This window comes from Mesorhizobium sp. CNPSo 4684 (assembly GCF_057784315.1).
In genome coordinates this window covers 25,012-46,247 of the sequence record NZ_JBWLUX010000006.1, presented here as the reverse complement: position 1 = coordinate 46,247, position 21,236 = coordinate 25,012, and the positions used below count along the sequence as shown (strand labels likewise).

The following is a 21,236-nucleotide window of genomic DNA, read 5'->3' as shown; positions in this document are numbered from 1 at the left end:
CCTCGCCATGGCATCCCAACTGGAATGTCTGGCGCCCTTTCAAATGGTGAGGGCGACGGCGAATTCAAGAAACGGACACTCCGGCGTTCGGCTGACCGTTCCTAGAAGATACCGGGCACAAGGCGATAGCGGACCCTGTCCATATACTCGCTGTATTCCTGTGTCCTTGCCAGGATGGCTTCCTCCCGCAGGATGCGGTGGATCTGGAAAAGCGTGATGATGGCATAGACGGTGAAGTTGTAGATCGAGAAGCTCGACAGCAGGAACAGGATGTGCCCGACCAAATAGCCGGCGTAGATTGGATGCCGCACGAACCGGTAGGCGCCGCCGGTCACGACGCCGCGATTGGCGGGCAGGATGGCGAAGGAGCGGCCAAGCGACACCTTGCCCCAGATGACAATCCAAAGCCCGATGAACTGGATCGGCGCCGCGATATAGAGCGGAATGAGGGGAACGCCGGCCTCCATCGAGACGAAGCCGGCGCCGAAACCGGCTGCCAGAGCGATGAAGACGGTGAAGGGGTTCCAGTCGCGCACCAAGGGTCGCCGGGCCGTCAGCAACCAGATGAAAGTCAACGAGTCGGAGATCATGAGCAGCAACAGGTTGAGACGAGCCGGATCGACGACCAGATGCTGCATGCCCCGATAGACAAAGAGCGCGGCGACAGCCAGCGCTATGAAACGGAACAGTCCCTCGCGCAGATCGATGAGGATTTCGCGGCCGCGCAGGCTGGACCAGAAACCCGCCTGTGCGCCAGGCAGTGTCTCACTCTTGAAAATGCTCAAATCAGTCACCCCGGCGATCCCCTCGAGAGGGACCATTGCACGCAAGCGTTGCCGTCGGGTTAAGCTTTCTCCAGCAGTTCTCACATTACGCCGGTAGATTCATCACAGTTGCGCCGGACCGCACGAGTTTGCGGTCTGGGCAGTTGAACATGACACTCTTCCCAGTTTAGCTTGCTGCGGCGCAACAAGACGCCGAGGGGACGGGGAAATATGGACTACGACATGCTGGTCATCGGCAGCGGCCCTTCCGGCCGCCGCGCCGCGGTGCAATCGGCCAAGCTCGGCAAATCGGTGCTGGTGGTCGACAGGGGCCGGCGCCTCGGCGGCGTCTCGGTGCACACCGGCACCATCCCGTCGAAGACGCTGCGCGAGACGGTGCTGAACCTTTCCGGCTGGCGCGAGCGCGGCTTTTACGGCCGCGGCTACCGGGTCAAGCAGGATATTTCGATCGGCGATCTGGTCGATCGCCTGCACAAGACGCTCGACCACGAGGTCGAGGTGCTGCAGCACCAGTTCATGCGCAATGCCGTCAAGAGCGCACGCGCCACGGCGAAATTCCTCGGCCCCAACAAGATCAGCCTGACGGCGGACAATGGCGACTACTCGGAAGTCGGCTTCGCCAATGCGCTGATTGCGGTCGGCACCAGGCCGCACCGGCCGCGCGACGTACCCTTCGACAAGGTCCGCGTCTTCGACAGCGACGAGATGCTGGAACTCGACCGCCTGCCGCGTACGCTGACGGTCATCGGCGCCGGCGTCATCGGCGTCGAATATGCCACCATCTTTTCGGCCCTCGACGTGCCGGTGACGCTGGTCGAGCCGCGCAACACCATTCTCGATTTCGTCGACCGCGAGATCGTCGACGACTTCATCCACCAGATGCGCGACCGCGGCATGACCATTCGCCTCGGCAGTACGGTCAAGGAAATCGTCTCCAAGCCGGACTATGCCGAAGTGACGCTTGCCGATGGCCGCACCATCCGCTCCGAGGTCGTGCTCTATGCCGCCGGCCGCAGCGGCAATCTCGGCAGCCTTGGCCTCGACGTGGTCGGCATCGATGCCGACTCCAGGGGCCGCATCAAGGTCGATCCGCAGACGTTCCAGACCGCCGTGCCCAACATCTATGCCACCGGGGACGTCATCGGCTTTCCGAGCCTTGCCTCGACTTCGATGGAGCAGGGCAGGGTGGCCGCCTGCCATGCTTTTGGCGTGCAGCTGCCGCCGCCGCCGGAAACCTTCCCCTATGGCATTTACGCGGTGCCGGAAATCTCCACCGTCGGCCAGTCGGAGGAACAGGTGCGCGAGAGCGGCGCCGCCTATGAGGTCGGCGTGGCGCGTTTTCGCGAGACCTCGCGCGGCCATATTATGGGCGTCAACACCGGCTTCCTGAAGCTGCTGTTCTCCGTCGAAACCCGCCGCCTGCTCGGCGCCCACATCGTTGGCGAGGGCGCCACCGAACTGATACATATCGGCCAGGCGGTGATCAATCTCGGCGGTACGGTCGACTTCTTCGTCAACAACACTTTCAACTACCCGACGCTGGCCGAAGCCTACAAGATCGCCGGGCTCGATGCCTGGAACCGGATGGGGCAGGGGTAACGCGCCTCAGCTCAGCCTTCCATCTGGGCGAGCAGCGCCAGCATCTGCGATTCGCCCGCATCCACATCTTTCAGCCGGCTTACTGTTTTCAGTGGCTCGATGGGGCGTTATGTGAGTTGATGGGTGTGGACGGGCGCGACGGGAGATCGAGATGCTGGGCTGGTTCCGCAAGCTGCTGCCGCGCGAAGATCGCTTCTTCGATCTGTTTGAACGGCATTCCCGTACCGTAGTCGGTGGCGCCGAGGCGCTGCAGCAGCTTCTCCAGGGCAAGGATATCGAGCGCTGGTGCCAGGAAATCATCGATCTCGAGGACGAGGCCGATCACATCACCGCCGAAGTCCTGCTGGCGGTGCGGCGCTCCTTCATCACGCCCTTCGATCGCGGCGACATCAAGGATCTTATTCAGTCGATGGATGATGCCATCGACATGATGCACAAGACCGTCAAGACGGTGAAGCTGTTCGAAAAGAAGGAATTCGACCCGCTGATGCAGGAAATGGGTGGCGTCATCGTTGCCGCTTCCAGGCTGGTTGCCGAAGCGATCCCGCTGCTCAGCAAAGTCGGCACGCACGCGGTGCGCCTCAACGCCATCGCAGAAGAAGTCATGCGCGTCGAAAGCCGCGCCGACGATCTGCATGAGCAAGGGTTGAAGGACCTGTTCAAGCGGCACGGCGGCAGCGATCCGATGGCCTACCTGATCGGCAGCGAGATTTATGGCCAGCTGGAGAAAGTGGTCGACCGCTTCGAGGACGTCGCCAACGAGATCAGCGGCATCGTTATCGAGAACGTTTAGGCGATGGAAGCCACCATCGCCTTTCCTGTGCTGGCCGGCCTTGTCGCCGTCGCGCTGTTTTTCGATTTTCTCAATGGCCTGCATGACGCCGCCAACTCCATTGCCACTATTGTCTCCACCCGCGTGCTGAGGCCTCAATATGCGGTGCTATGGGCGGCTTTCTTCAATTTCATCGCCTTCATGTTCTTCGGCCTCCATGTCGCCGAGACCGTGGGAAAAGGCATAGTCGACGTCACCATTGTCACGCCGGCGGTGATCTTTTCGGCGCTTGCCGGCGCCATTGTCTGGAACATCGTCACCTGGATTGCTGGCATCCCATCGAGCAGCTCGCATGCGCTGATCGGTGGGTTGGTTGGCGCGGGTATTGCGAAGGCCGGTGTCAGCGCCATCGTCTGGACGGGGCTCGGCAAGACGGTCGCCGCAATCGTCGTGTCGCCGGCGACCGGTTTTGTTCTGGCGCTGGTCCTGATCCTGGTCGTTTCCTGGCTGTTCGTGCGCCAGACACCGTTTGCCGTCGACAGCACCTTCCGCGTCATGCAGTTCTTTTCTGCCTCGCTTTATTCGCTCGGACACGGCGGCAACGACGCACAGAAAACCATGGGCATCATCGCCGTACTGCTCTATTCGCAAGGTATGCTCGGCGCCAATTTCTACGTGCCGCTATGGGTCGTCCTCACCTGTCAGTCGGCGCTGGCTCTGGGCACGTTGCTCGGCGGCTGGCGCATCGTTCACACAATGGGCTCGAAAATCACCCGACTGAATCCGATGCAGGGCTTCTGCGCAGAAACCGGCGGCGCCATCACTCTGTTCGCGGCCACTTGGCTCGGCGTTCCCGTGTCGACCACCCACACGATCACCGGGGCCATCATCGGTGTCGGCGCTGCCCGCCGCGTCTCGGCCGTGCGCTGGGGCATTGCCGGCAACATCGTCATCGCGTGGATTGTCACCTTGCCGGCCACGGCGGCAATTTCGGCACTCACCTATTTTTTCACGCGCCTTGGCGGCTGACGCGGAGCGGGCGCCAAAATCTGATTATGGGCGATGAAGCGTCCATACAGATCTGACGCAAAGCCTAAGCCTGAAGCGTGGTTTGCTTTCTCATCAAGACCGTGTCGCGCCCAAGCCGGCCCTTATCAGGTTTTTGCCAGATTTCTGCTAGGCAACAGTTTCACGACGCTGGCCTCTTGGAGGGTTTTGAGCGCTTCTTCTTTGGTGAGGCCGAACTTGCGGGCAAAGTAGGCGGCTTCGATCGCCATTTCGCGATCTGCCCGCGGTTCGGTTTTCTGCTTTGCCTTCTTGCCCACGACAAGAATCATAGCACATTCCACTAGATAGATCCAAAGAAGCTCGTCCACCGCGCATTTTACACGGGCAGCGGCCAGTGGGCTCCCGGCTTACTTAGCCTAGATCGCGGCGCGGTCGCGAACGTTGATAGCTCTCTCAATCCTGGCCACTTTCGGAGGGATGGCCACCATTGCCGGCACGACCCGGTAGTGATGATTTGCTATGCAGCAATCGGCGCAGCAAGCCATTGCCGGACGATCGCGGCGTCAGGGTCGCCGATGTCATGACCTGAGGCGACGATCCGGGCGTCGACCTCGGCGCCGCGTTTGGTGAGCAGCGTCACCAGCGCCGGCGCGAACGGCCCGTAGGTCTCGTCGGCGGCGCCGGCAATAATCAGAACCCGAGTTCCGCTGGCGTCGGTTGACGGAATATCGTCAAGCACCGGCATCGCTCTCAGCAGCGCCGCTCTTCGCACTAGGCCGGGGTTGAGCAGCATCAAGCTGGACACCAGATTGGCTCCGTTGGAATAGCCGAGGAAAGTCGCGCGAGCGAGGTCGAGCCGGTGCCGCCTTGCGGCCTCGCTTGCAAACGCGGCGAAGGCCGATGTCTCGGTGCGGATGCTTGCCTGCTCGAAGCGGGTCGGGGTGATCCGCTCGAACCAGCGGAAGCCGTCCTCCTGCGGGATGCGGCCCCGCACCGCGACCAGCGTGGCGTCGGGTGCGATCTGCCTCGCAATCGGCAGCATCGTCGTTTCGTCGACGCCCGATCCGTGCAGCAAAAACAGGCATCCGCCGCTTGCATTTGCCGGCTCGAGCAACCGGTAAGGGAAGGCCAGATCCTGGTGCAGAACGTCATGCTTTTCGGTATATTCAGGCACGCTCATATCTCTTTGATTTCGTGATTGTTTTGTTCGTTTGCCGGCTTCAAAACGGAATATTTTCACGCTCCGCGAAATGTGATTGAACCAGGCTCATTTCAGACCGTTTCTGCGCCGATATGCTTCCCGCGGGAGGAATCGAAGCGGTGTGCGCCGATGGTCGCATCCCGGCATGAACAACACGAGCACCCTTGCTCTCGCTTTGAGGCCTTTTGTCGATGACTACGCAACTCCCGCCGGATCGCGCCGAACGCGACACCCGCATTGACGTGTTCCGCGCGCTCGCCCTGTTGACCATCTATATCGACCATGTGCCGGGCACCGTCTTCGAAACGCTGACCTACAAGAATTTCGGATTCTCGGACGCGGCGGAAGCCTTTGTGCTGATCTCCGGCATGTCCGTTGCGCTCGCCTATGGCAGCAAGTTCCAGACCGGTGGTCGGCTATTGGCGACGTTGAAGATGTGGCGCCGCGCCGGCGTCCTCTACACCGCCCACATCGTCACCACCGTGGTGGTGATGGCGATGTTCTGCGCGGCGGCGGTGTTCGCCCACCGGCCTGAGCTGCTGAAACTGATCAACATCGAACCGTTGATGAAGAACACGCCCGAGGTGATGGTCGGCATCGTCACGCTCGGCCACCAGCTTGGCTACAACAACATCCTGCCGGTCTATGCGGCGCTGCTGTTGATGGCGCCGGTCTTCCTGCTCTTCATCAGCTATAGACCGCTGCCGACACTGGTCTTTTCCGGTGCCTTGTGGCTCGTCGCCGGCATCTGGCAGATCGCGCCGCCGAACTATCCCGAGCCGGGCTTCTGGTTCCTCAACCCGCTGTCCTGGCAGTTCCTGTTCAACATCGGTCTCGCCGGCATGCTGCATGTCCGGCGCGGCGGCACGATTCCCGTCAATCGCTGGCTGGTGGGCGCAGCGGCGACCTATGTCGCGGCAGCGCTGGTCTGGGTGCACAGCCCGCTCTGGGGCCAGATCACCTGGTTCGATCTGCCCGTGGTGATCGGCGGCTTCGACAAGACCTTCCTGTCGCTGCCGCGGTTGCTGCACATTCTGGCGGTGAGCTATCTGATCGTCGCCTTGCCGGCCGTCTCGAACCTGTTCCGTCTCAGCCGCGACCATCCGCTCGCTCTGCTCGGCAAGCGCTCGCTGCCGGTGTTCCTTGCCGGCACGGTGATCGCCATGGTGGCGCAGGTGATGAGGCTGATCAATCCGGGCGGCCTTGCCTATGACGCCCTGCTGATATCGGCCGGCATCGCCATGCAGTTCGCGCTCGCCTTCTATCTCGAATGGTTGTCGGGAATCGGCTGGTCGGGCAAGAAACCGGTTCGCACCGAAGCCCCGGCCGCTCGCCAGCCTTTCGGCATGGCGCCCGTGGTGGCAAGGCTGAGCCGATGAAGGCTAGGCAGGAGAGGGGCCTGATGAGGCTCTGATCACCAGATCGACCGGCAGCAGTTGCCGGCTGAGCGAGCCATCGTTCTCTAGGATCGCCTTGACGGCGAGCCGGCCCATCTCTGCAATCGGCTGTGCGACGGTGGTCAGCGGCGGCTTGGAAACAGCACCTTCCGGCACACCGTCGAAGCCGACGACGGACACGTCGCCCGGTACAGCGATGTCATGTTGGCGCAGCCAGTCGAGCGCATGCAGCGCCATTCTGTCCGACATGGCCAGGATCGCCGTCGGCTTTTCCGGCAGCGCGAAAATATGCTCGAGACCGGCCCGCACGGTCTCTTCGTCATTCAGGGTTTCGTAGATAGGCACCTGCGAGACGTCGATGCCGAAGCGGGAGAGTTCGGCGAAATAGCCGCGCAAACGGTCGCGCGTGCCGGAATAGAGTGCCGACGTCTCGACCTGCTCTTGCGTGACCGGACCAAAGCCGGCGTCGGCAGATTCCAGGGCGAGTATGGCAAAGCGGCGATGGCCGAGCTCGGCCAGATGGCGCGCGGCAAGGCTGGCGCCGGCGATGTTGTCGATGCCGATCGCCGCGACCGTCTCATCCTCCGAATCGAGGTCGAGCGCCACGAAAGGCAGTTTGCGCTCACGCGCCAGTTCGACCGCCCGTGAACCGCCCTCGATGCAAAACACAATGAAGCCGTCGACAAGGGCGCTCTGGATGTTCCAGGCGAGCTGTTCGTTGTTGGCGGCGGAGACCAGCGAAATCCCCGCGCCGGTGGCATCGCAGGCCTGCGAGATGCTGGCCATCATGACGCGGGCGAACGGATCGTCGAAGAAATAGGACAAGGGTTCGGCCGTGGCGACGCCGATGGCATTGACCTTGCCGGCGCGCAGCAGCCGGCCCTTGGGGTCGGGGCCGGCATAGCCCATTGCCTCAGCTGCCGCCTTGACGCGCTCGCGCACCTCCTCACGCACGATCTCGGGTCGGGCGAAGACATTGGATGCGGTGCCGTGCGAGACGCCGGCTGCCTTGGCAATGTCGGCCAGCCGCACTGGTCTCGTCTTCCCGGAAGTCAATGCCGTCATCTTCGTCTCCTCAACGGGCTCTATCTAACACTTTCGTTGGATCGGTTCAAATTTTCCCTTGATCGGAGGGCAGGGAGGGTCTATGTTTGAATCGATCCAAGGCGATTCACCGCCATACGATTGGATCGGTTCAAGAGGAGGGTGCCATGCATCCCATGAATTATCTGTTCGAAGACATCTACGGCAACTGGGGCATCGCCCAAGATGCCGCCACCCGCAAGCGCCGTGGCCGGACTTGCCCGTGGAAGCGCGACCTGCATTTCCTCGTGGAGCGCAAGCGCAGCTGATCGGCAAGGCATTTTCGTGCCGGCTAATTGGATCGATTCAAATTCTAAGAGGAGACCGAACCATGCATCCCGTGAAGCATCTGTTCGAAGACATCTATCGCAACTATTGGGGCATCTCGCCAGCTACCGAGCGCCCGGAACGGCAGCGGCTGATCAAGCCTGCCAACCGCAAGCGCGACCTGCTGCCGGAACGCCGGCAGGATTAAGCCTCGAGTGAGAAATTCTGACGGGGCAGGGTTCTTGCCCCGTCATGGACGTTGACGCACCAGCGCCGAGCCCGCGATCGCCAGCCAGCCGGCGATCAGCAAGCTGCCACCGATCGGCGCCGACATCGGGAAAAGCCGCGATCCCACAAAATCCCGGGCCAGCAGATCGCCGCAGAACAGCACCAGCCCGACGAGCAGCACCAGGCTGCCGATCCGCAGGATCCGGTTTGCGCGGGCGAGGCCAACGGCCAGAAACACCGGCGCATGCATGATCAGGAATGATGCGGCGGTGCCGACGAAAGCGCCGCCCAGATGCGCGGCCGCAGCCGACAACGCCACGCCCGCCGCGCCGCACAGGCCGCCGGCGAAGACGAGGATGCGGGCGCTGCCTGTTGCCGGATGGTCGGCGATGCTCATGTCTCGGGCTCCTGTGATTGGCGATAGGCGGCGCAACCTGTCAGGATTTGCCTGATACCGCCAGCATGTCGCGCGTGCGGCGTGACTGGGCCAGCCAGTTGTAGACGGCGCCGCCGGCCATCAGCACGGATGTGCCGAGAAACACCGCGCGCATGCCGAAATGACCGCCGACAAAGCCGCCGAGCAGCGGGCCTGCGACCTGGCCGACATATTGCGCCGAGATCGCCAGGCCGAGCACATTGCCGCCGACGCCATCGGGAACATTGTGGCGGATGACGCTGGTGATGCAAGGCAAGAGCCCACCCAACACAAGACCCATCAGGAACCGCAGGCCGACCAGTTGCCAGCTTTCGGTGACGAAGGCTTGCGGTATCAGCAGCATTGCCGAAACGGCAAGCGATGCGACGATGACGTTCCAGTGGCCGATGCGGTCGGCGAGCTTGCCCAGTCGCGACGCCGACAGGATGGCGCCGATTGCGGCCGCCGACATGACGACGCCGGAGGTCAGTGTCACCCGGCTGGCGTCCGCGACCAGTTGCTGGACGTAGACGGTGATGATCGGCTCGATCGACATGTTGGCGAAGGTGAACAGCATGCCGGTCGCCAGCATGGCGGCGATAGGCCGCTTGTCAGGGATCTGCGCCCAGCCGCCCTTCGGCTTCTCCTTGGGTTTGGTTGGCGCTGTCGGGCGAGGCATCTCCTTGATCAGGAATATCGTCGCCAGCGCCGCCAGGAAAATGACGCCGCCGGCGATGAGGAAGGTAGCGCGGATGCCGATCAGCGGCGGCAGCGCGCCGCCGAGCAGCGGGCCGACCAGGGAGCCTGCGGTGATGCCGGCCGACAGCACGCCGAGCGCCCAACCGGAGCGTTCCTTCGGCGTCTGCATGGCGACCAAAATGGTCGAGCCCGAGGAATAGCCGCCGGCAAAACCGATCAGCAGGCGCAGCAGCACCAACTGCCAGACGGTCTGCACCATGCCGGTCAGCGACATGCAGATCGCCATGCCGAAGCTGGCGCGCACCAGCATTACCTTGCGGCCGTAGCGGTCGCCCAGCCGCCCCCACAGGGGCGCGACGAGGGCCGCGGCAAAGAAGGTGGCGCCGAAGGCGATGCCGGACCATTGCACGATCGCCGCGTGGCCCACGGCGCCCAGCTGCTCGACATAGAGCGGCAGGAACGGCAAGAGCAGCGTCATCGCCACAAGCGTGCTGAACGATCCGGCAAAACACACGAACAGGTTGCGCCGCCAGTGCACATTGTAGGTCGAGGGCGCTTGCGTCGCTTGCGCTGCACTGTCCTGCGGCATGTCATGTCCTGTCCGCTTGCTGCGGATACCATTTTGGGATACCAAACTGGTATCCGTCTTGAACGCAAGCTTTGCCGCTGTCAATGCGGCGCTCTCAAACGTGATCGGCCAGACTTCAATGCGAGGCCGATCGCCAGCAACGGAACCAAAGATGTCGCAGATGCAGATCGTCGAAAACGCGCTTCGCGAGATGATCCTCGGCATCGAGGTCGGGCCTGGCGAAAGGCTGACGGAACGCTGGATCGAGAGCCGCTTCGGCGCCTCTCGCACGCCGGTTAGGGCAGCGCTGCTGCGGCTTGAGACGGAAGGCCTGATCTGCCGCGACGGGCGCGGCTGGACGGTATCGCCGATCAACCTCGCCGAACTGGAACAGATCGCGGTCTATCGCGAGGCGGTCGAGGTAGCGGCCGTCAGGCTGACTTCGGCGCTGGCCGACAGAAGCGCCATAGAAATCATCGAGGCGATGCTGGACTCCTGCGATGCCGCTACCCCGCGCGAGGAATGGCATCGCGTCGGCATGGATTTCCACATCGAACTGGCGCGGCTCTCCGGCAACGAGTTCCTGTTCAGGGCGGTGCGCGATGCCATGACGCGGCTGTCGCGGGCGCGCTGGCTGGAGGTGCGTGACGAGGCAGCACTCGGCCGCGCCTGGAGCGAGCATCACGCCATCCTGGCGGCGGTGCGGGCGGGCGACACCGACGCGGCGGCAGCGCGGCTTTCCGCTCATATTGTCGGCAGCCGCGACCGCCTGGTGACGTCGCTGCACAATGACCGGCGTGGTCTGCGCGCCAGGGGATTTGCCGTCGTCGCCGCTTGATATCGGTCACGAAGGTGACAGATGTCAGGCGCCATCCGCTTTCGGCCTCGCTTCATGAGCGCCGATGGCGTAAGGAGCGGCCATGGAAAACAACCGATTTGAAACACCCGTGACCGTCAAGGCAGCCGCGGGGGGAGAAAACCAGCTCCTGCGCACGGCCCGCGAGGCCTCCGATTACCTGCTCAACAGCTGGCCCGGCAAGCGCAGCCCCAAGCATCGCGAAGCGCTGCAGGCCTGTCATGATGCGCTGGCCGGCGACAAGCCGGCGATGATTGCAAGGCGTGCCTTCATTGCCGCGGCGCGCGAAGTCAACGTCTTCGTTAGCGATAAAGCGACGGCCTGATTCACAACAGCATCGCCGGAGTCCGGCCCGTGATGCGGGCCGGACATCGTGCAATCGTGGCTTGCCTATTTTGCCGTCTCGGTCTTGGTTTCGGAACCGGCCTCGTTTTCAGGCTCGGAGCGCTCCTTGGCCGCAACCTTGGCGGCCAGCTTCTCCGCCTTCTTGGCGGCCTTCTGCCGGTCGCGCTCCTTGCGTTCCTGACCGTAGTTCGGTGGTCGCGCCATATCGTTTCCTTTCGCTGTGCCTGAAGCGGTTTCACGATTAGACCGTGGAACCGCTCTAACTTTTTGTTTGGGCGCAATTCCGGACGGAAAACCGCTTCGCACTTTTCCTGGAATTGCTCCCTGCCTAGAAGCATTGGCCGGCAAACACAACAGCGCGGGGAGGGCAGATGCCAGCGGTTCGGGACTTGCGTGATGGCTAACACAATGGTTTAGAAAAGGCTGCGGGACAGTTACTGGAGCCGCCGCCGACCGATTTCGAATCAAAACGACCGATGGCCACGCTTCAAAGAAACGCACAGAAGCTCGTCTATTATGCGCGCAACGCCATGCGCGACATCGCGCCGCCGGTCCTTTTCCGGCGCCAGCTCGGCCGTCTGCTCGCTCAGGCCAGGCTTTCCGACGCATCGGTCCGTGAGCGGCTCAATTATTACAACACGCTGCGGGAGCCCTTTACACCAAGCCCCGAGGCCGTGCCGGTCAATCGGCTGCCGACGGACCGCAGCATGTACTATTACGATCTGAAGGAGTTCACCCGCTATTTCGATCCGGGTCTGCGCATCGACCTGGAATTCGGCGACGTCATCGAGGTGCCGAAGATGCCGTCGATCGTCAAGGACCGGCCGATCATCGGCGACAACGGCAACGGTGTCCTGTTCAAGCTGAACAAGTTCCGTCATTTCCACATGCCGGCCGACGATGTCGCCTTCGCCGACAAGCATCCGCTCGTCGTCTGGCGCGGCGAGCTCAACAATCCGATCCGCACCTTGCTGCTGGAGGCCGCCCGCGACCTGCCGATCTGCGATATCGGCACGCCAAGGGCAACGGCGCCGGCGGAATACCGAAAACCCTATCTCACCATCGATCAGCAGCGGCGCTACCGCTACATCATTTCCCTCGAAGGCAACGATGTCGCAACCAATCTGAAATGGATCATGAGCTCGAATTCGCTCTGCCTCATGCCGCCGCCGACTTACGAGACCTGGTTCGCCGAGGGCCAGCTCGAGCCCGATGTCCATTATGTGCCGCTGGCGCCCGATTTCAGCGACCTGGCCGAGCGGGTGCACCACCTCGAGAAGCATCCGGCCGAAGCCCAGCGCATCGTCGCGGCGGCCAATGCCTATTGCCGCAAATTTGCCGACGAGCGGGCCGAGCAGGCGATCAGCCTGCTCGTGCTCTACAAATATTTCGTGCTCAGCGGCCAGATCGAGCCCGATCCGGAGGTCTGGCGGTTTATCGCGGGCTAGCCGGCTTTCGACAGTCTTTCAGATGACGCTGCGGTCGAGAACCAGATCGGCCGGGCCGAACCGGTCCTTCGCCGTGAACTGCTGGTGCCAGTAGGGGTAGAGCACCGGCGGCCGGCTGACGGCATCGAGACGGTCGCGTTCCTCAGCGGTGAGGGCGAGTGCCGCCGCGGCAAGATTGTCCCTAAGCTGGGTCTCGTTGCGGGCGCCGATCACCAGCGAACTGACCGCCGGCCGGCCGAGCAGCCAGGCAAGCGCCACCTGCGCCGCCGAGACGCCGCGGGCCGCGCCGATGTCGACGAGAACATCGACGATCCGCCACAGCCGGTCCTCGTCGCGGATCGGCGGTTCCGACCAGCCGGCGAGCTGGCGCGCGGTCGGGCTGTCGCGGCGGTATTTGCCCGACAAGAGGCCGCCGGCAAGTGGGCTCCACACCAGCACGCCAAGGCCCTGGTCGACCGAGATCGGCAAGAGTTCGTATTCAGCCTCGCGCGCTTCCAGCGTGTAATGGATCTGCTGAGTGATGAAGCGCGGCTGGTGCTGGCTGTCGCTGATGCCGAGCGCCTTCATCACCTGCCAGCCGGAGTAATTGGAGCAGCCGACATAGCGGATCTTGCCCTGGGCAACCAGCGTATCGAGCGCAGCCATGGTCTCCTCGAGCGGCGTCGTGCCGTCCCATTCGTGCAGGAAATAGATATCGATGACATCGGTCCTGAGGCGCTTCAGGCTCTTCTCGCATTCGCGGATCAGATGATGACGCGACAGGCCTTCGTCATTGGGACCTTTGCCGATCCGCATGCGCGCCTTTGAGGCGATCAGCACATCGTTCTTGCGCTTGCCGCCGAGCGCCTCGCCGATGATCTCTTCCGACAGGCCGTTCGAATAGACATTGGCGGTGTCGATGAGATTGATGCCAGCATCGATGCAGGTGTCGATGATGCGTGATGCCTCAGCGAGATCGGAATTGCCGACGGCGGCGAAAGGTCCGCTGCCGCCGAAGGTCATGGTGCCCAGCGTCAGCGTCGAAACTTTCAAGCCGGAACGGCCAAGCGTGCGGTATTCCATGTCAGATCCTCGCAATTTTGGTGGGGTGGGGCGTTTTGGTCGAGAAGGGCGGGGCCGCCCGAATGGGTTCGCCATTTGTAGGACAATTTGATTGGCTTGTCGCCATGCCACGGCGATGGATCGGCCATGCCTCGCCGATTTGGGCTGTGATCGACCGGCCGGCGGCTTGCAATAAAACCGTCATTACCGGCCTATATCAAGTCGGCTCAGGGTTTCATGACAGCCGGCAAGCGGAGCAGCAGAAATGACCGAGTTAAAGCAGAATTCTCCGGCCAGGGATTGGCTTGAGGCCGAACTCGCCGACACGCTCGACGAAGACTATGAGCTTGAAATGTCGGAGCCGGCGCTGTCGCTGGAGATCGCCAAGATCTACAAGAACGCCCATCCGCCATCGATCGATCGCATGCAGTATTTTCGCGACCTGATCAGCTTGCAGTCGGAACTGATCAAACTGCAGTCCTGGGTCGCCTACCACAAGAAAAAGCTGGTGGTGATTTTCGAGGGCCGCGATTCCGCCGGCAAGGGCGGCGTCATCAAGCGCATCACCCAGCGCCTCAACCCGCGCATCGCTCGTGTCGTGGCGCTGCCGGCGCCGACCGAGCGTGAGAAATCGCAATGGTATTTCCAGCGTTACGTGCCGCATCTGCCGGCCGGCGGCGAGATCGTGTTGTTCGACCGCTCCTGGTACAACCGCTCCGGCGTCGAACGGGTGATGGGCTTTGCTGACCAGGATCAGGTCGAGGAGTTCTTCCGCGACGTGCCAGAGTTCGAGCGCATGCTGGTCCGCTCCGGCGTCACGCTGGTCAAATACTGGTTCTCCATCACCGACGAAGAACAACAGATGCGCTTCCTGATGCGCATCCACGATCCGATGAAGCAGTGGAAACTGTCGCCGATGGATCTGCAGTCGCGCGTGCGCTGGGAGCAGTACACCAAGGCCAAGGAAGAGACGTTTGCCCGCACCAACATTCCCGAGGCGCCGTGGTACATCGTCGAAGGCAACGACAAGAAGCGGGCGCGGCTGAACTGCATCGACCATCTGCTCAAGCAGATGCCCTATGAGGAAGTGCCGCACGAAGAGATCACGCTGCCCGAGCGGGTGTTCAATCCGGAGTACGAACGGCAGGTGTTGCCGCGGGAGCTTTACGTGCCGGAGAAGTATTAATCCCTTTTTCCTTCTCCCCGTTTCACGGGGAGAAGGTGCCCGAAGGGCGGATGAGGGGCAGCGCTGACCGCGATAGTTGGGTCAACCATACATCCTCCAACGCAATCCTTCGACCGTTTGCGCCGCCCCTCATTGCCCTGCCGGGCATTTCTCCCCGTATAGGGACGGGGAGAAAGGAGCCTGCGCCGAGGGGTTCGCTACCTACCCCGCTTGATCGTCACATGCGTCGCAAGCGCTGTCGCCACCTGCTCGGTGCATTGATAGCCGAGCTCAAGCATATCCAGACCGGCAAACAGGTTCTCACCCTTGCCCAGCAGCACCGGCGACACTGCCAGATGCAACTCGTCGATGAGCTTCTCCTGGAGATACTGCCGGATGGTGGAGACGCCGCCGCCGACGCGGACATCCTTGCCACCGGCCGCGGCTTTCGCCTGGTCCAGTGCCTCATGGATACCGCCGGTGACGAAGTGGAAAGTGGTGCCGCCTTCCATTTCGATCGGATCGCGCTTGTAGTGCGTCAGCACGAAGACCGGCACATGGTAGGGCGGATTGGTGCCCCACCAGCCTTTCCAGCTGTCGTCCGGCCACTCGCCGCGGATTGGCCCGAACATGTTGCGGCCAAGGATCCAGGCGCCGACATTGTCGAAACTGCGGACGGCGAAGTCATCGTCGGTGTCGGTGGTGCCGCCTTCCTTGCCCATCACCATCTTGCGAAAGGTGTGGGTGCCGATCATCCATTTATGCAGATCTTCGCCACCAACGCCCAGCGGGTTTTGCAGGGTCTGGTCAGGACCGGCGCCGAAACCGTCGAGCGACAGGGTGAATGCATTGACACGCAGCTTGGACATGAAAGCCTCCGACGTAACCGGTTGTGATTAGCAAGTAGTTGTCTTGTAGCAAACCGATTGCGAACTGCAAGTGGTTTTTTGAAATCACAAAGATTTAGAATATTCTAATGCTTGACGGAAAAAGCCGCCGCGTTACCTTCGGGAGGCCCTGAGTCGGGAGCGCACGAGATGAAGGCATATCGCGTCGAAAGGATGGACGGAGAGGTCGTCCAGGAGAGTCAGGAGACCCAGGCCAGTACACCGTTTGGAGCAGCCGAAAAGGTGATCGGCCGGAAGGTCACCTTGCGCGGCGACGCATGCAAATGGATCCGCGTGGTAGACCTGACAGACAAGGTCCCGACGCGGCGTCGCCCCAGCACCTACGAGTATAGAGCACTGGCGGGATAGATCAGCAAATTTGCAGCGCCTATGACGGCAACTGGCCTCAAGCCGCGGCGCGCTTCGGCATCACCGCAAACGGGCTGAGGCCAAGCCAGGCCTGCATCTTGCCGGCGACGTCGAGATCGCCGGTCAGGCTGATCTTGTCGCGTTCCTTGTGAACCGTGGTCAGCCCCATCCAGATCGACGTCATGGTGCAGAGGTCCGTCGAGACATAGAGATCGACGTCAAAGCCCGGATCGTACCAGCACAGATCGACATCGCCGTGCTTCTCGACGATCAGCCACCACGAGCGTTTTGACGCCGGCAGATCATGGTACAGGAATTGTATCACGGTGCGCCCGTCGGGCAGGGGGCTGGGGTTCAGATTGCGCCGCATATCCCACATCAGCAGCGACGGATCGAGATTTTTGAGCGAAAGCCTGGCCTCCACCCATTTCTGCCCCCAGAACCCCATCGCCTCGACCACGGGGCGCAAGTCCCGGCCCGCCTCGGTCAGCCGGTATTCGAACACGCCCTTCTCGGATTCGATCTCGGTGCGCTCGACAATGCCGCCGGCTTCAAGGTCCTTCAGCCGTTGCGACAGAAGGGTTGGCGACATTTTCGGCACGCCGCGGCGCAAATCGTTGAAACGGGTCGAGCCCGCCACCAGTTCGCGCAAAAGCACCATGGTCCAGCGTGTGCACAACAGCTCCGCCGCCATGGAGAGCGGGCAGAACTGCTTATATCCGGCTTGTGTCATGTGGCGATCTCCAAAAGAAGTTGCCGAACCTTATTCAGAAAATCGGCATTCAGCCAGTACAGAAGCTGTACTGGTCCCCTAGTACAATTTGGTGACTGGAGGCGCCCGGCGCCGTCATGCGAGGCAGCGGTCACGTCGCCGGGCAGTCCGGCGCCGTTCGATGAGGAGTAAGACAATGACCGCTTACGTGATCGCAGACATCAAGGTGAAGGACGACAAATGGGTGCCGGCCTATGCCGCTTCGGTGCACGACCTCGTGCACAAGCATGGCGGCAAGTATCTCGCCCGCAGCGGCAATGTGAAGACGCTCGAGGGCAAGCCGCTCGACACCAGTCTGATCGCCATCATGGCGTTTCCGTCGGCAAAGGCAGCCGAAGCCTTCACCAACGATCCGCAATACGCCCCGTTTGTGGCGGAGCGCCAGAAGGGCAGCGACAGCCGCTTCCAGCTGATCGACGATACCGATCTGGCCGGAACGATCCCTTATCTGCCGAAGGCGTGAGGAAAAGCCGGAACCCGGAAAGTCCGGGTTCCGGCTATCCCTTCAGCGTCCCTGTGGGCAAAACCTATTCCATCGACAGGATGAGATTGCGCACGGCCGGATAGATTTCGCGCTCCCAGCGCTTGCCGTTGAAGACACCGTAATGGCCGACATTGGCCTGCAAATGATGGCGCTTCAGATGCGGACGCAGCGACCGGCACAATTCATGCGCGGCCGATGTCTGACCGAGGGCGCAGATGTCGTCGCGCCCGCCCTCGACGGTCAGCAGGGCCGTGTTGCGGATCGCGCCCGGATCGACCGGGCTGCCGCGGAACGTGAACGTACCGGTGGCGAGCTCCGCCTTCTGGAACACGCGGTCGATGGTTTCAAGATAGAATTCTTCGGTGAGGTCGAGCACCGCCAGATACTCGTCGTAGAAGGCTTTTATCTTCTCGGCCTCGGCGGTCTCGCCAGTCGCCAGATGGTCATGCAGTTTTTGGTGGGCCTTGTTATGGCGGTCCATGTTCATGGCCATGAACGCGGCAAGCTGCAGAAAGCCCGGATAGACGCGGCGTCCGCCGCCTGCATGGCGCCACGGCACGCGCGAAATGACGGAACTCTGGAACCACGCCAGCGACTTGCTGACGGCGAACTCGTTGACCTTGGTCGGACTCTCGCGCGGATCGATCGGCCCCGCCATCAGCGTCATCGAGCGCGGTGTCGCAGGATGCTTGTCCTCGGACATCACGGCGACTGCGGCAAGCGCCTGGACGCAGGGCTGGCAGACCGCCAGTAAGTGCGCGCCCGGGCCAATCGCTTCGAGAAAGCGGATGATGTAGTCGACATGGTCATCCACGCCGAAGCGGCCGGCGACGAGCGGTACGTCACGGGCATTGGCCCAGTCGGTAATGTAGACCTCGTGGTCTGCCAGCAGCGTCTCCACCGTACCGCGCAGCAGCGTCGAGAAATGACCCGACAAAGGGGCGATCACCATCACCTTGGGCTGGCCCGTATCCATGTCCTTGGCGAAGCGCAGCAACGTCCCGAACGGCAGCTCGAGTGCTGTCTCGACGGTGACCGGTACGTCGCGATTGCCGACCCTGACGGATCTGATGTCGAAATCCGGTCGCGTATGGGTGAGTTTGAAGCGGCCGATCATCTCCAGCCCGGCGGCGAGGCGCTGCTTTACGCTGTCGCCTGAAACCATGCTGCTCATCGCCGAGCGCAAGAGATCGGCGAAAAAACGCGATGGGGCGATGAGGTCGTCCTGAAGCTGGTAGGCCTGGTACAGCATCGAGATGCATCCCGTTCCGAAGCCGCCATGTGGCAGTGCAAAAAAATCTAGTGCAAAATTTTGTGCATTGCGAGAGGATTGTTGCCGGCAAAGGGGCTCGGAGGGCCGACGGCATGACCAAGGCGACGTTGACGATCTCGTCGAAGAACTATTCTTCCTGGTCCTTGCGTGGCTGGCTACTCTGCCGCATGGCCGGGCTGGAGTTCGAGGAGAAGCGCATCGACATCGATGACCCCGAACAACGGCAGGAATTGCTGCTCCTGTCGCCATCGGTGCTGGTGCCACTGCTGACCCATGACGGGGTGACGGTGTGGGACACGCTGGCGATCGCCGAATATCTGGCCGAGACCATGCCGGATGCCGGTCTGCTACCTGCCGACCGCGTGGCGCGCGCGCATTGCCGTGCGGTATCAGGCGAGATGCATTCAGGCTTTCACAATTTGCGCTCGGCGCTGCCGATGAGCCTGAAAGCCCGGCACAAGAGCTTCAAGATATTTTCCGGCGCGCGCCCGGACGTGGAGCGGATCAAGACGATCTGGTCCGAATGCCTGGCAGCCTATGGCGGGCCGTTTATGTTCGGTTCCTCGCCGACCGTGGCCGACGCGATGTATGCGCCGGTCTGCACCCGTTTCCGCACCTATGCGGTTGAGCTCGAAGCGCCACACGCGGGCTATTGTGAGGTGATCCTCGACTGGTCGCTGATGCAGGAGTGGACGCGGGACGCGCTTGCCGAGCCCGAGGACATTATCGAACTCGACGTGGAATTTTAGGAAGGTGAGCAGGGTGGCCGCGGCGCGGCTAGCCCTTCAGCATCTGCGCCACTTCAGGAGCGAAGTAAGTCAGGATCCCGTCGCAGCCGGCGCGCTTGAAGGCAAGCAGGCTCTCCAGCATCGCCTGCTCGCCGTCGATCCAGCCATTGGCGGCGGCCGCCTTGATCATCGAATATTCGCCCGACACCTGGTAGGCGAAGGTCGGCATCTGGAACTCGTCCTTCAGCCGGCGGATGATGTCGAGATAGGGCAGGCCGGGCTTGACCATCAGCATGTCGGCGCCCTCGGAGATGTCCTGCTCGGCCTCGCGCACCGCTTCGTCGGAATTGGCGTGGTCGAGATAATAGGTCTTCTTGTCGCCCTTGAGCAGGCCGGCGGTGCCGACTGCCTCGCGATAGGGGCCGTAGAAGGCGGAAGCGAATTTCGTCGCGTAGGACATGATCGACACGTCTGAAAACCCGTTGGCATCGAGCGCGTCGCGGATGGCCCCGACGCGGCCGTCCATCATGTCCGACGGCGCAATGATGTCGGCGCCGGCCGCCGCCTGGATGACGGCCGCCGCGGTCACCTGTTCCACCGTCTCGTCATTGACGATGATGCCGTCGCGCAAGATGCCGTCGTGACCATGGCTGGTGAAGGGGTCGAGCGCGGCATCGGTGATGATGCCGATCTCCGGCACCGCGTCCTTGATGGCGCGCGTAGTGCGGTTGATGATGTTTTCGGGGTCGAGGATGTGCGAACCGGTCTGGTCGCGCAAAGCGAGTTCGACATTGGGGAAGGTAGCGATCGCCGGTATGCCGAGCTTTGCCGCGCGCTCGGCCTCCTTGACGGCAAGGTCGAGCGACAAGCGGAAGACGCCGGGCATGGCGGCGATCGGCTCGCGCGTGTTCTTGCCGTCGATGACAAAGATCGGCCAGATCAGGTCGTCGACCGACAGCCGGTTCTCCTGCACCAGGCGGCGCGACCAGTCGGCCTTGCGCATGCGCCGCAAGCGGCGGCTGCCGGTGATCTCGTCGACGCTGCGCGCGCCGGCGGGCTTTGCCGGCGCGAACTTGTTCGTCGCTGGGGTGAATTTGTTCATCGCCATAACTCCGGATCGCGCGGCTTTTACCACGAGCCCCGCCGCTATTTCGAGGCGGCTTTTACCACGAGCCCTTGCCGCTGACCAATGCGACACGATTGTGCCAGCCGATCTCGCCGCTATGCCTTCGGCGGCCACGCCAGTTCCGGCCCGGTTTTGAAGAATGACACATTGTTGGTGAAGATGCTCTCCGGTGCGAGTCGGATCAGGCGCCCGTTCGGATGGTCGATGTCGGCCACGGTGTCGATGAACCAGCGGTTCCAGGTCGGCTCCGGGCCGAGATATTTATGCAGCAGCCGTTTGAAACGGTCGGGCGACATCGCTTCGATGGTGGCCGCGCCACGCAGGCCGAGATGCAGCAGGATGCCGGCCTCATTGTCGAAATGCACGATCTCGACCGCGCAGCGCGCGTCGCGTTCGAGGTGTTTGACAGCACTTGCCTCGGTTGAGCCGAGCAGCCAGATCGCATCATCCTCCCAGACGAACCACATCGGCGCGTTGCGCGGCGCGCCGTCCGCGGTCACCGTCGCCAGATTGGCCATCAGCGGGCGGCTGAGCACATCGTCCGGGTCGAACTTTTTCGGCATTTCCCAGCCATAGCCCGGCGCTGCGGTTTCAAGCGTCATCGTTTCGCCCCTGGGTCACAAACAGGCTGGTGCTGAGATGGTGTTTCGCCGGCAATTTTGCCCGCATTTCGGCCACAGGCAAAGGACTGCGGCAGTTCCACTGCAAAATCCAAACCGA

General features: G+C 62.3%; 25 protein-coding genes. 12 read left to right on the top strand and 13 right to left on the bottom strand.

The features are described 5' to 3' along the window. Positions 1 to 101 precede the first annotated feature (101 nt). A complete protein-coding gene (locus tag AC04SG_RS07070) occupies positions 102 to 794 on the bottom strand; it encodes a methyltransferase family protein (protein WP_488550438.1) in 693 nt (230 codons plus the stop codon). A 201-nt stretch (positions 795 to 995) separates the two neighbouring features. Between AC04SG_RS07070 and sthA the strand changes: the two genes are divergently transcribed. The 3 genes from sthA to AC04SG_RS07055 all read left to right on the top strand — a co-directional run bounded on the left by sthA (position 996) and on the right by AC04SG_RS07055 (position 4,185). Next, complete coding sequence (sthA, locus tag AC04SG_RS07065) at positions 996 to 2,384, top strand: Si-specific NAD(P)(+) transhydrogenase (protein WP_112563493.1); 1,389 nt, start codon at positions 996 to 998, stop codon at positions 2,382 to 2,384. A 151-nt stretch (positions 2,385 to 2,535) separates the two neighbouring features. Continuing rightward, a complete protein-coding gene (locus AC04SG_RS07060) occupies positions 2,536 to 3,177 on the top strand; it encodes a DUF47 family protein (RefSeq protein ID WP_488550437.1) in 642 nt (213 codons plus the stop codon). A 3-nt stretch (positions 3,178 to 3,180) separates the two neighbouring features. Further along, entirely contained in the window at positions 3,181 to 4,185 is a 1,005-nt protein-coding gene (locus AC04SG_RS07055) for an inorganic phosphate transporter (RefSeq protein ID WP_488550436.1), read from the top strand. 125 nt (positions 4,186 to 4,310) lie between these two features. Here AC04SG_RS07055 and AC04SG_RS07050 read toward each other — a convergent pair whose 3' ends face one another. Together AC04SG_RS07050 and AC04SG_RS07045 are read right to left on the bottom strand one after the other, a co-directional pair. Further along, positions 4,311 to 4,493: a hypothetical protein gene (locus tag AC04SG_RS07050; protein ID WP_488550435.1), complete on the bottom strand. Its 183-nt coding sequence runs from the start codon at positions 4,491 to 4,493 to the stop codon at positions 4,311 to 4,313. Between the two features lie 188 nt (positions 4,494 to 4,681). Further along, positions 4,682 to 5,338: an alpha/beta hydrolase gene (locus tag AC04SG_RS07045; protein ID WP_488550434.1), complete on the bottom strand. Its 657-nt coding sequence runs from the start codon at positions 5,336 to 5,338 to the stop codon at positions 4,682 to 4,684. A 218-nt stretch (positions 5,339 to 5,556) separates the two neighbouring features. On the opposite strand from AC04SG_RS07045, the gene AC04SG_RS07040 reads away from it, so the two are divergent. Then, positions 5,557 to 6,744: an OpgC family protein gene (locus AC04SG_RS07040; RefSeq protein WP_488550433.1), complete on the top strand. Its 1,188-nt coding sequence runs from the start codon at positions 5,557 to 5,559 to the stop codon at positions 6,742 to 6,744. A 3-nt stretch (positions 6,745 to 6,747) separates the two neighbouring features. Here AC04SG_RS07040 and AC04SG_RS07035 read toward each other — a convergent pair whose 3' ends face one another. Continuing rightward, positions 6,748 to 7,827: a LacI family DNA-binding transcriptional regulator gene (locus tag AC04SG_RS07035; protein WP_488550432.1), complete on the bottom strand. Its 1,080-nt coding sequence runs from the start codon at positions 7,825 to 7,827 to the stop codon at positions 6,748 to 6,750. Between the two features lie 146 nt (positions 7,828 to 7,973). Between AC04SG_RS07035 and AC04SG_RS07030 the strand changes: the two genes are divergently transcribed. Beyond that, positions 7,974 to 8,114, top strand: a complete 141-nt coding sequence (locus AC04SG_RS07030) for a hypothetical protein (protein ID WP_488550431.1) — start codon at positions 7,974 to 7,976, stop codon at positions 8,112 to 8,114. A 62-nt stretch (positions 8,115 to 8,176) separates the two neighbouring features. After that, positions 8,177 to 8,320 carry a hypothetical protein gene (locus AC04SG_RS07025; protein WP_488550430.1) on the top strand — a complete coding sequence of 48 codons (144 nt, stop codon included), beginning with the start codon at positions 8,177 to 8,179 and terminating at the stop codon, positions 8,318 to 8,320. Positions 8,321 to 8,362: 42 nt separating this feature from the next. Here AC04SG_RS07025 and AC04SG_RS07020 read toward each other — a convergent pair whose 3' ends face one another. Then, entirely contained in the window at positions 8,363 to 8,737 is a 375-nt protein-coding gene (locus AC04SG_RS07020) for a DUF423 domain-containing protein (protein WP_488550429.1), read from the bottom strand. 40 nt (positions 8,738 to 8,777) lie between these two features. Beyond that, positions 8,778 to 10,043 (bottom strand): multidrug efflux MFS transporter, encoded by a 1,266-nt coding sequence (locus tag AC04SG_RS07015; RefSeq protein WP_488550428.1) that lies wholly within the window; start codon positions 10,041 to 10,043, stop codon positions 8,778 to 8,780. Between the two features lie 151 nt (positions 10,044 to 10,194). Here AC04SG_RS07015 and AC04SG_RS07010 point away from each other — a divergent pair, with 151 nt between their 5' ends. Both AC04SG_RS07010 and AC04SG_RS07005 read left to right on the top strand, forming a co-directional pair. Beyond that, complete coding sequence (locus AC04SG_RS07010; protein ID WP_488550427.1) at positions 10,195 to 10,860, top strand: GntR family transcriptional regulator; 666 nt, start codon at positions 10,195 to 10,197, stop codon at positions 10,858 to 10,860. Positions 10,861 to 10,942: 82 nt separating this feature from the next. Beyond that, positions 10,943 to 11,203, top strand: coding sequence for a DUF982 domain-containing protein (locus AC04SG_RS07005; protein ID WP_112563470.1), 261 nt, complete (start codon positions 10,943 to 10,945; stop codon positions 11,201 to 11,203). Between the two features lie 65 nt (positions 11,204 to 11,268). On the opposite strand, the gene AC04SG_RS07000 is transcribed toward AC04SG_RS07005, so the two are convergent. Beyond that, positions 11,269 to 11,427: a hypothetical protein gene (locus AC04SG_RS07000; RefSeq protein WP_488550426.1), complete on the bottom strand. Its 159-nt coding sequence runs from the start codon at positions 11,425 to 11,427 to the stop codon at positions 11,269 to 11,271. Between the two features lie 272 nt (positions 11,428 to 11,699). Between AC04SG_RS07000 and AC04SG_RS06995 the strand changes: the two genes are divergently transcribed. Continuing rightward, entirely contained in the window at positions 11,700 to 12,671 is a 972-nt protein-coding gene (locus AC04SG_RS06995) for a glycosyl transferase family 90 (RefSeq protein ID WP_488550425.1), read from the top strand. Between the two features lie 18 nt (positions 12,672 to 12,689). On the opposite strand, the gene AC04SG_RS06990 is transcribed toward AC04SG_RS06995, so the two are convergent. Continuing rightward, complete coding sequence (locus AC04SG_RS06990; RefSeq protein WP_488550424.1) at positions 12,690 to 13,733, bottom strand: aldo/keto reductase; 1,044 nt, start codon at positions 13,731 to 13,733, stop codon at positions 12,690 to 12,692. 244 nt (positions 13,734 to 13,977) lie between these two features. On the opposite strand from AC04SG_RS06990, the gene ppk2 reads away from it, so the two are divergent. Next, positions 13,978 to 14,898, top strand: a complete 921-nt coding sequence (gene ppk2 / locus AC04SG_RS06985; protein ID WP_112567462.1) for a polyphosphate kinase 2 — start codon at positions 13,978 to 13,980, stop codon at positions 14,896 to 14,898. Positions 14,899 to 15,095: 197 nt separating this feature from the next. Here the strand turns inward: ppk2 and AC04SG_RS06980 are convergent, their stop codons facing one another. Continuing rightward, on the bottom strand, positions 15,096 to 15,746 hold the full coding sequence (locus AC04SG_RS06980) for a dihydrofolate reductase family protein (protein ID WP_488550423.1): 651 nt from the start codon (positions 15,744 to 15,746) through the stop codon (positions 15,096 to 15,098). Positions 15,747 to 16,170: 424 nt separating this feature from the next. Further along, positions 16,171 to 16,866, bottom strand: coding sequence for a winged helix-turn-helix transcriptional regulator (locus AC04SG_RS06975; protein ID WP_488550422.1), 696 nt, complete (start codon positions 16,864 to 16,866; stop codon positions 16,171 to 16,173). 175 nt (positions 16,867 to 17,041) lie between these two features. Here AC04SG_RS06975 and AC04SG_RS06970 point away from each other — a divergent pair, with 175 nt between their 5' ends. After that, positions 17,042 to 17,368, top strand: coding sequence for a DUF1330 domain-containing protein (locus AC04SG_RS06970; RefSeq protein ID WP_023693250.1), 327 nt, complete (start codon positions 17,042 to 17,044; stop codon positions 17,366 to 17,368). A 64-nt stretch (positions 17,369 to 17,432) separates the two neighbouring features. Here AC04SG_RS06970 and AC04SG_RS06965 read toward each other — a convergent pair whose 3' ends face one another. After that, positions 17,433 to 18,641, bottom strand: a complete 1,209-nt coding sequence (locus AC04SG_RS06965) for a polyhydroxyalkanoate depolymerase (RefSeq protein WP_488550421.1) — start codon at positions 18,639 to 18,641, stop codon at positions 17,433 to 17,435. A 113-nt stretch (positions 18,642 to 18,754) separates the two neighbouring features. Between AC04SG_RS06965 and AC04SG_RS06960 the strand changes: the two genes are divergently transcribed. Beyond that, positions 18,755 to 19,411, top strand: coding sequence for a glutathione S-transferase (locus tag AC04SG_RS06960; RefSeq protein ID WP_352560438.1), 657 nt, complete (start codon positions 18,755 to 18,757; stop codon positions 19,409 to 19,411). A gap of 28 nt (positions 19,412 to 19,439) precedes the next feature. Here AC04SG_RS06960 and hemB read toward each other — a convergent pair whose 3' ends face one another. Further along, a complete protein-coding gene (gene hemB / locus AC04SG_RS06955; RefSeq protein WP_488550420.1) occupies positions 19,440 to 20,492 on the bottom strand; it encodes a porphobilinogen synthase in 1,053 nt (350 codons plus the stop codon). Between the two features lie 119 nt (positions 20,493 to 20,611). Beyond that, positions 20,612 to 21,118: a pyridoxamine 5'-phosphate oxidase family protein gene (locus AC04SG_RS06950; RefSeq protein WP_488550419.1), complete on the bottom strand. Its 507-nt coding sequence runs from the start codon at positions 21,116 to 21,118 to the stop codon at positions 20,612 to 20,614. Between the last annotated feature and the right edge of the window lie 118 nt (positions 21,119 to 21,236).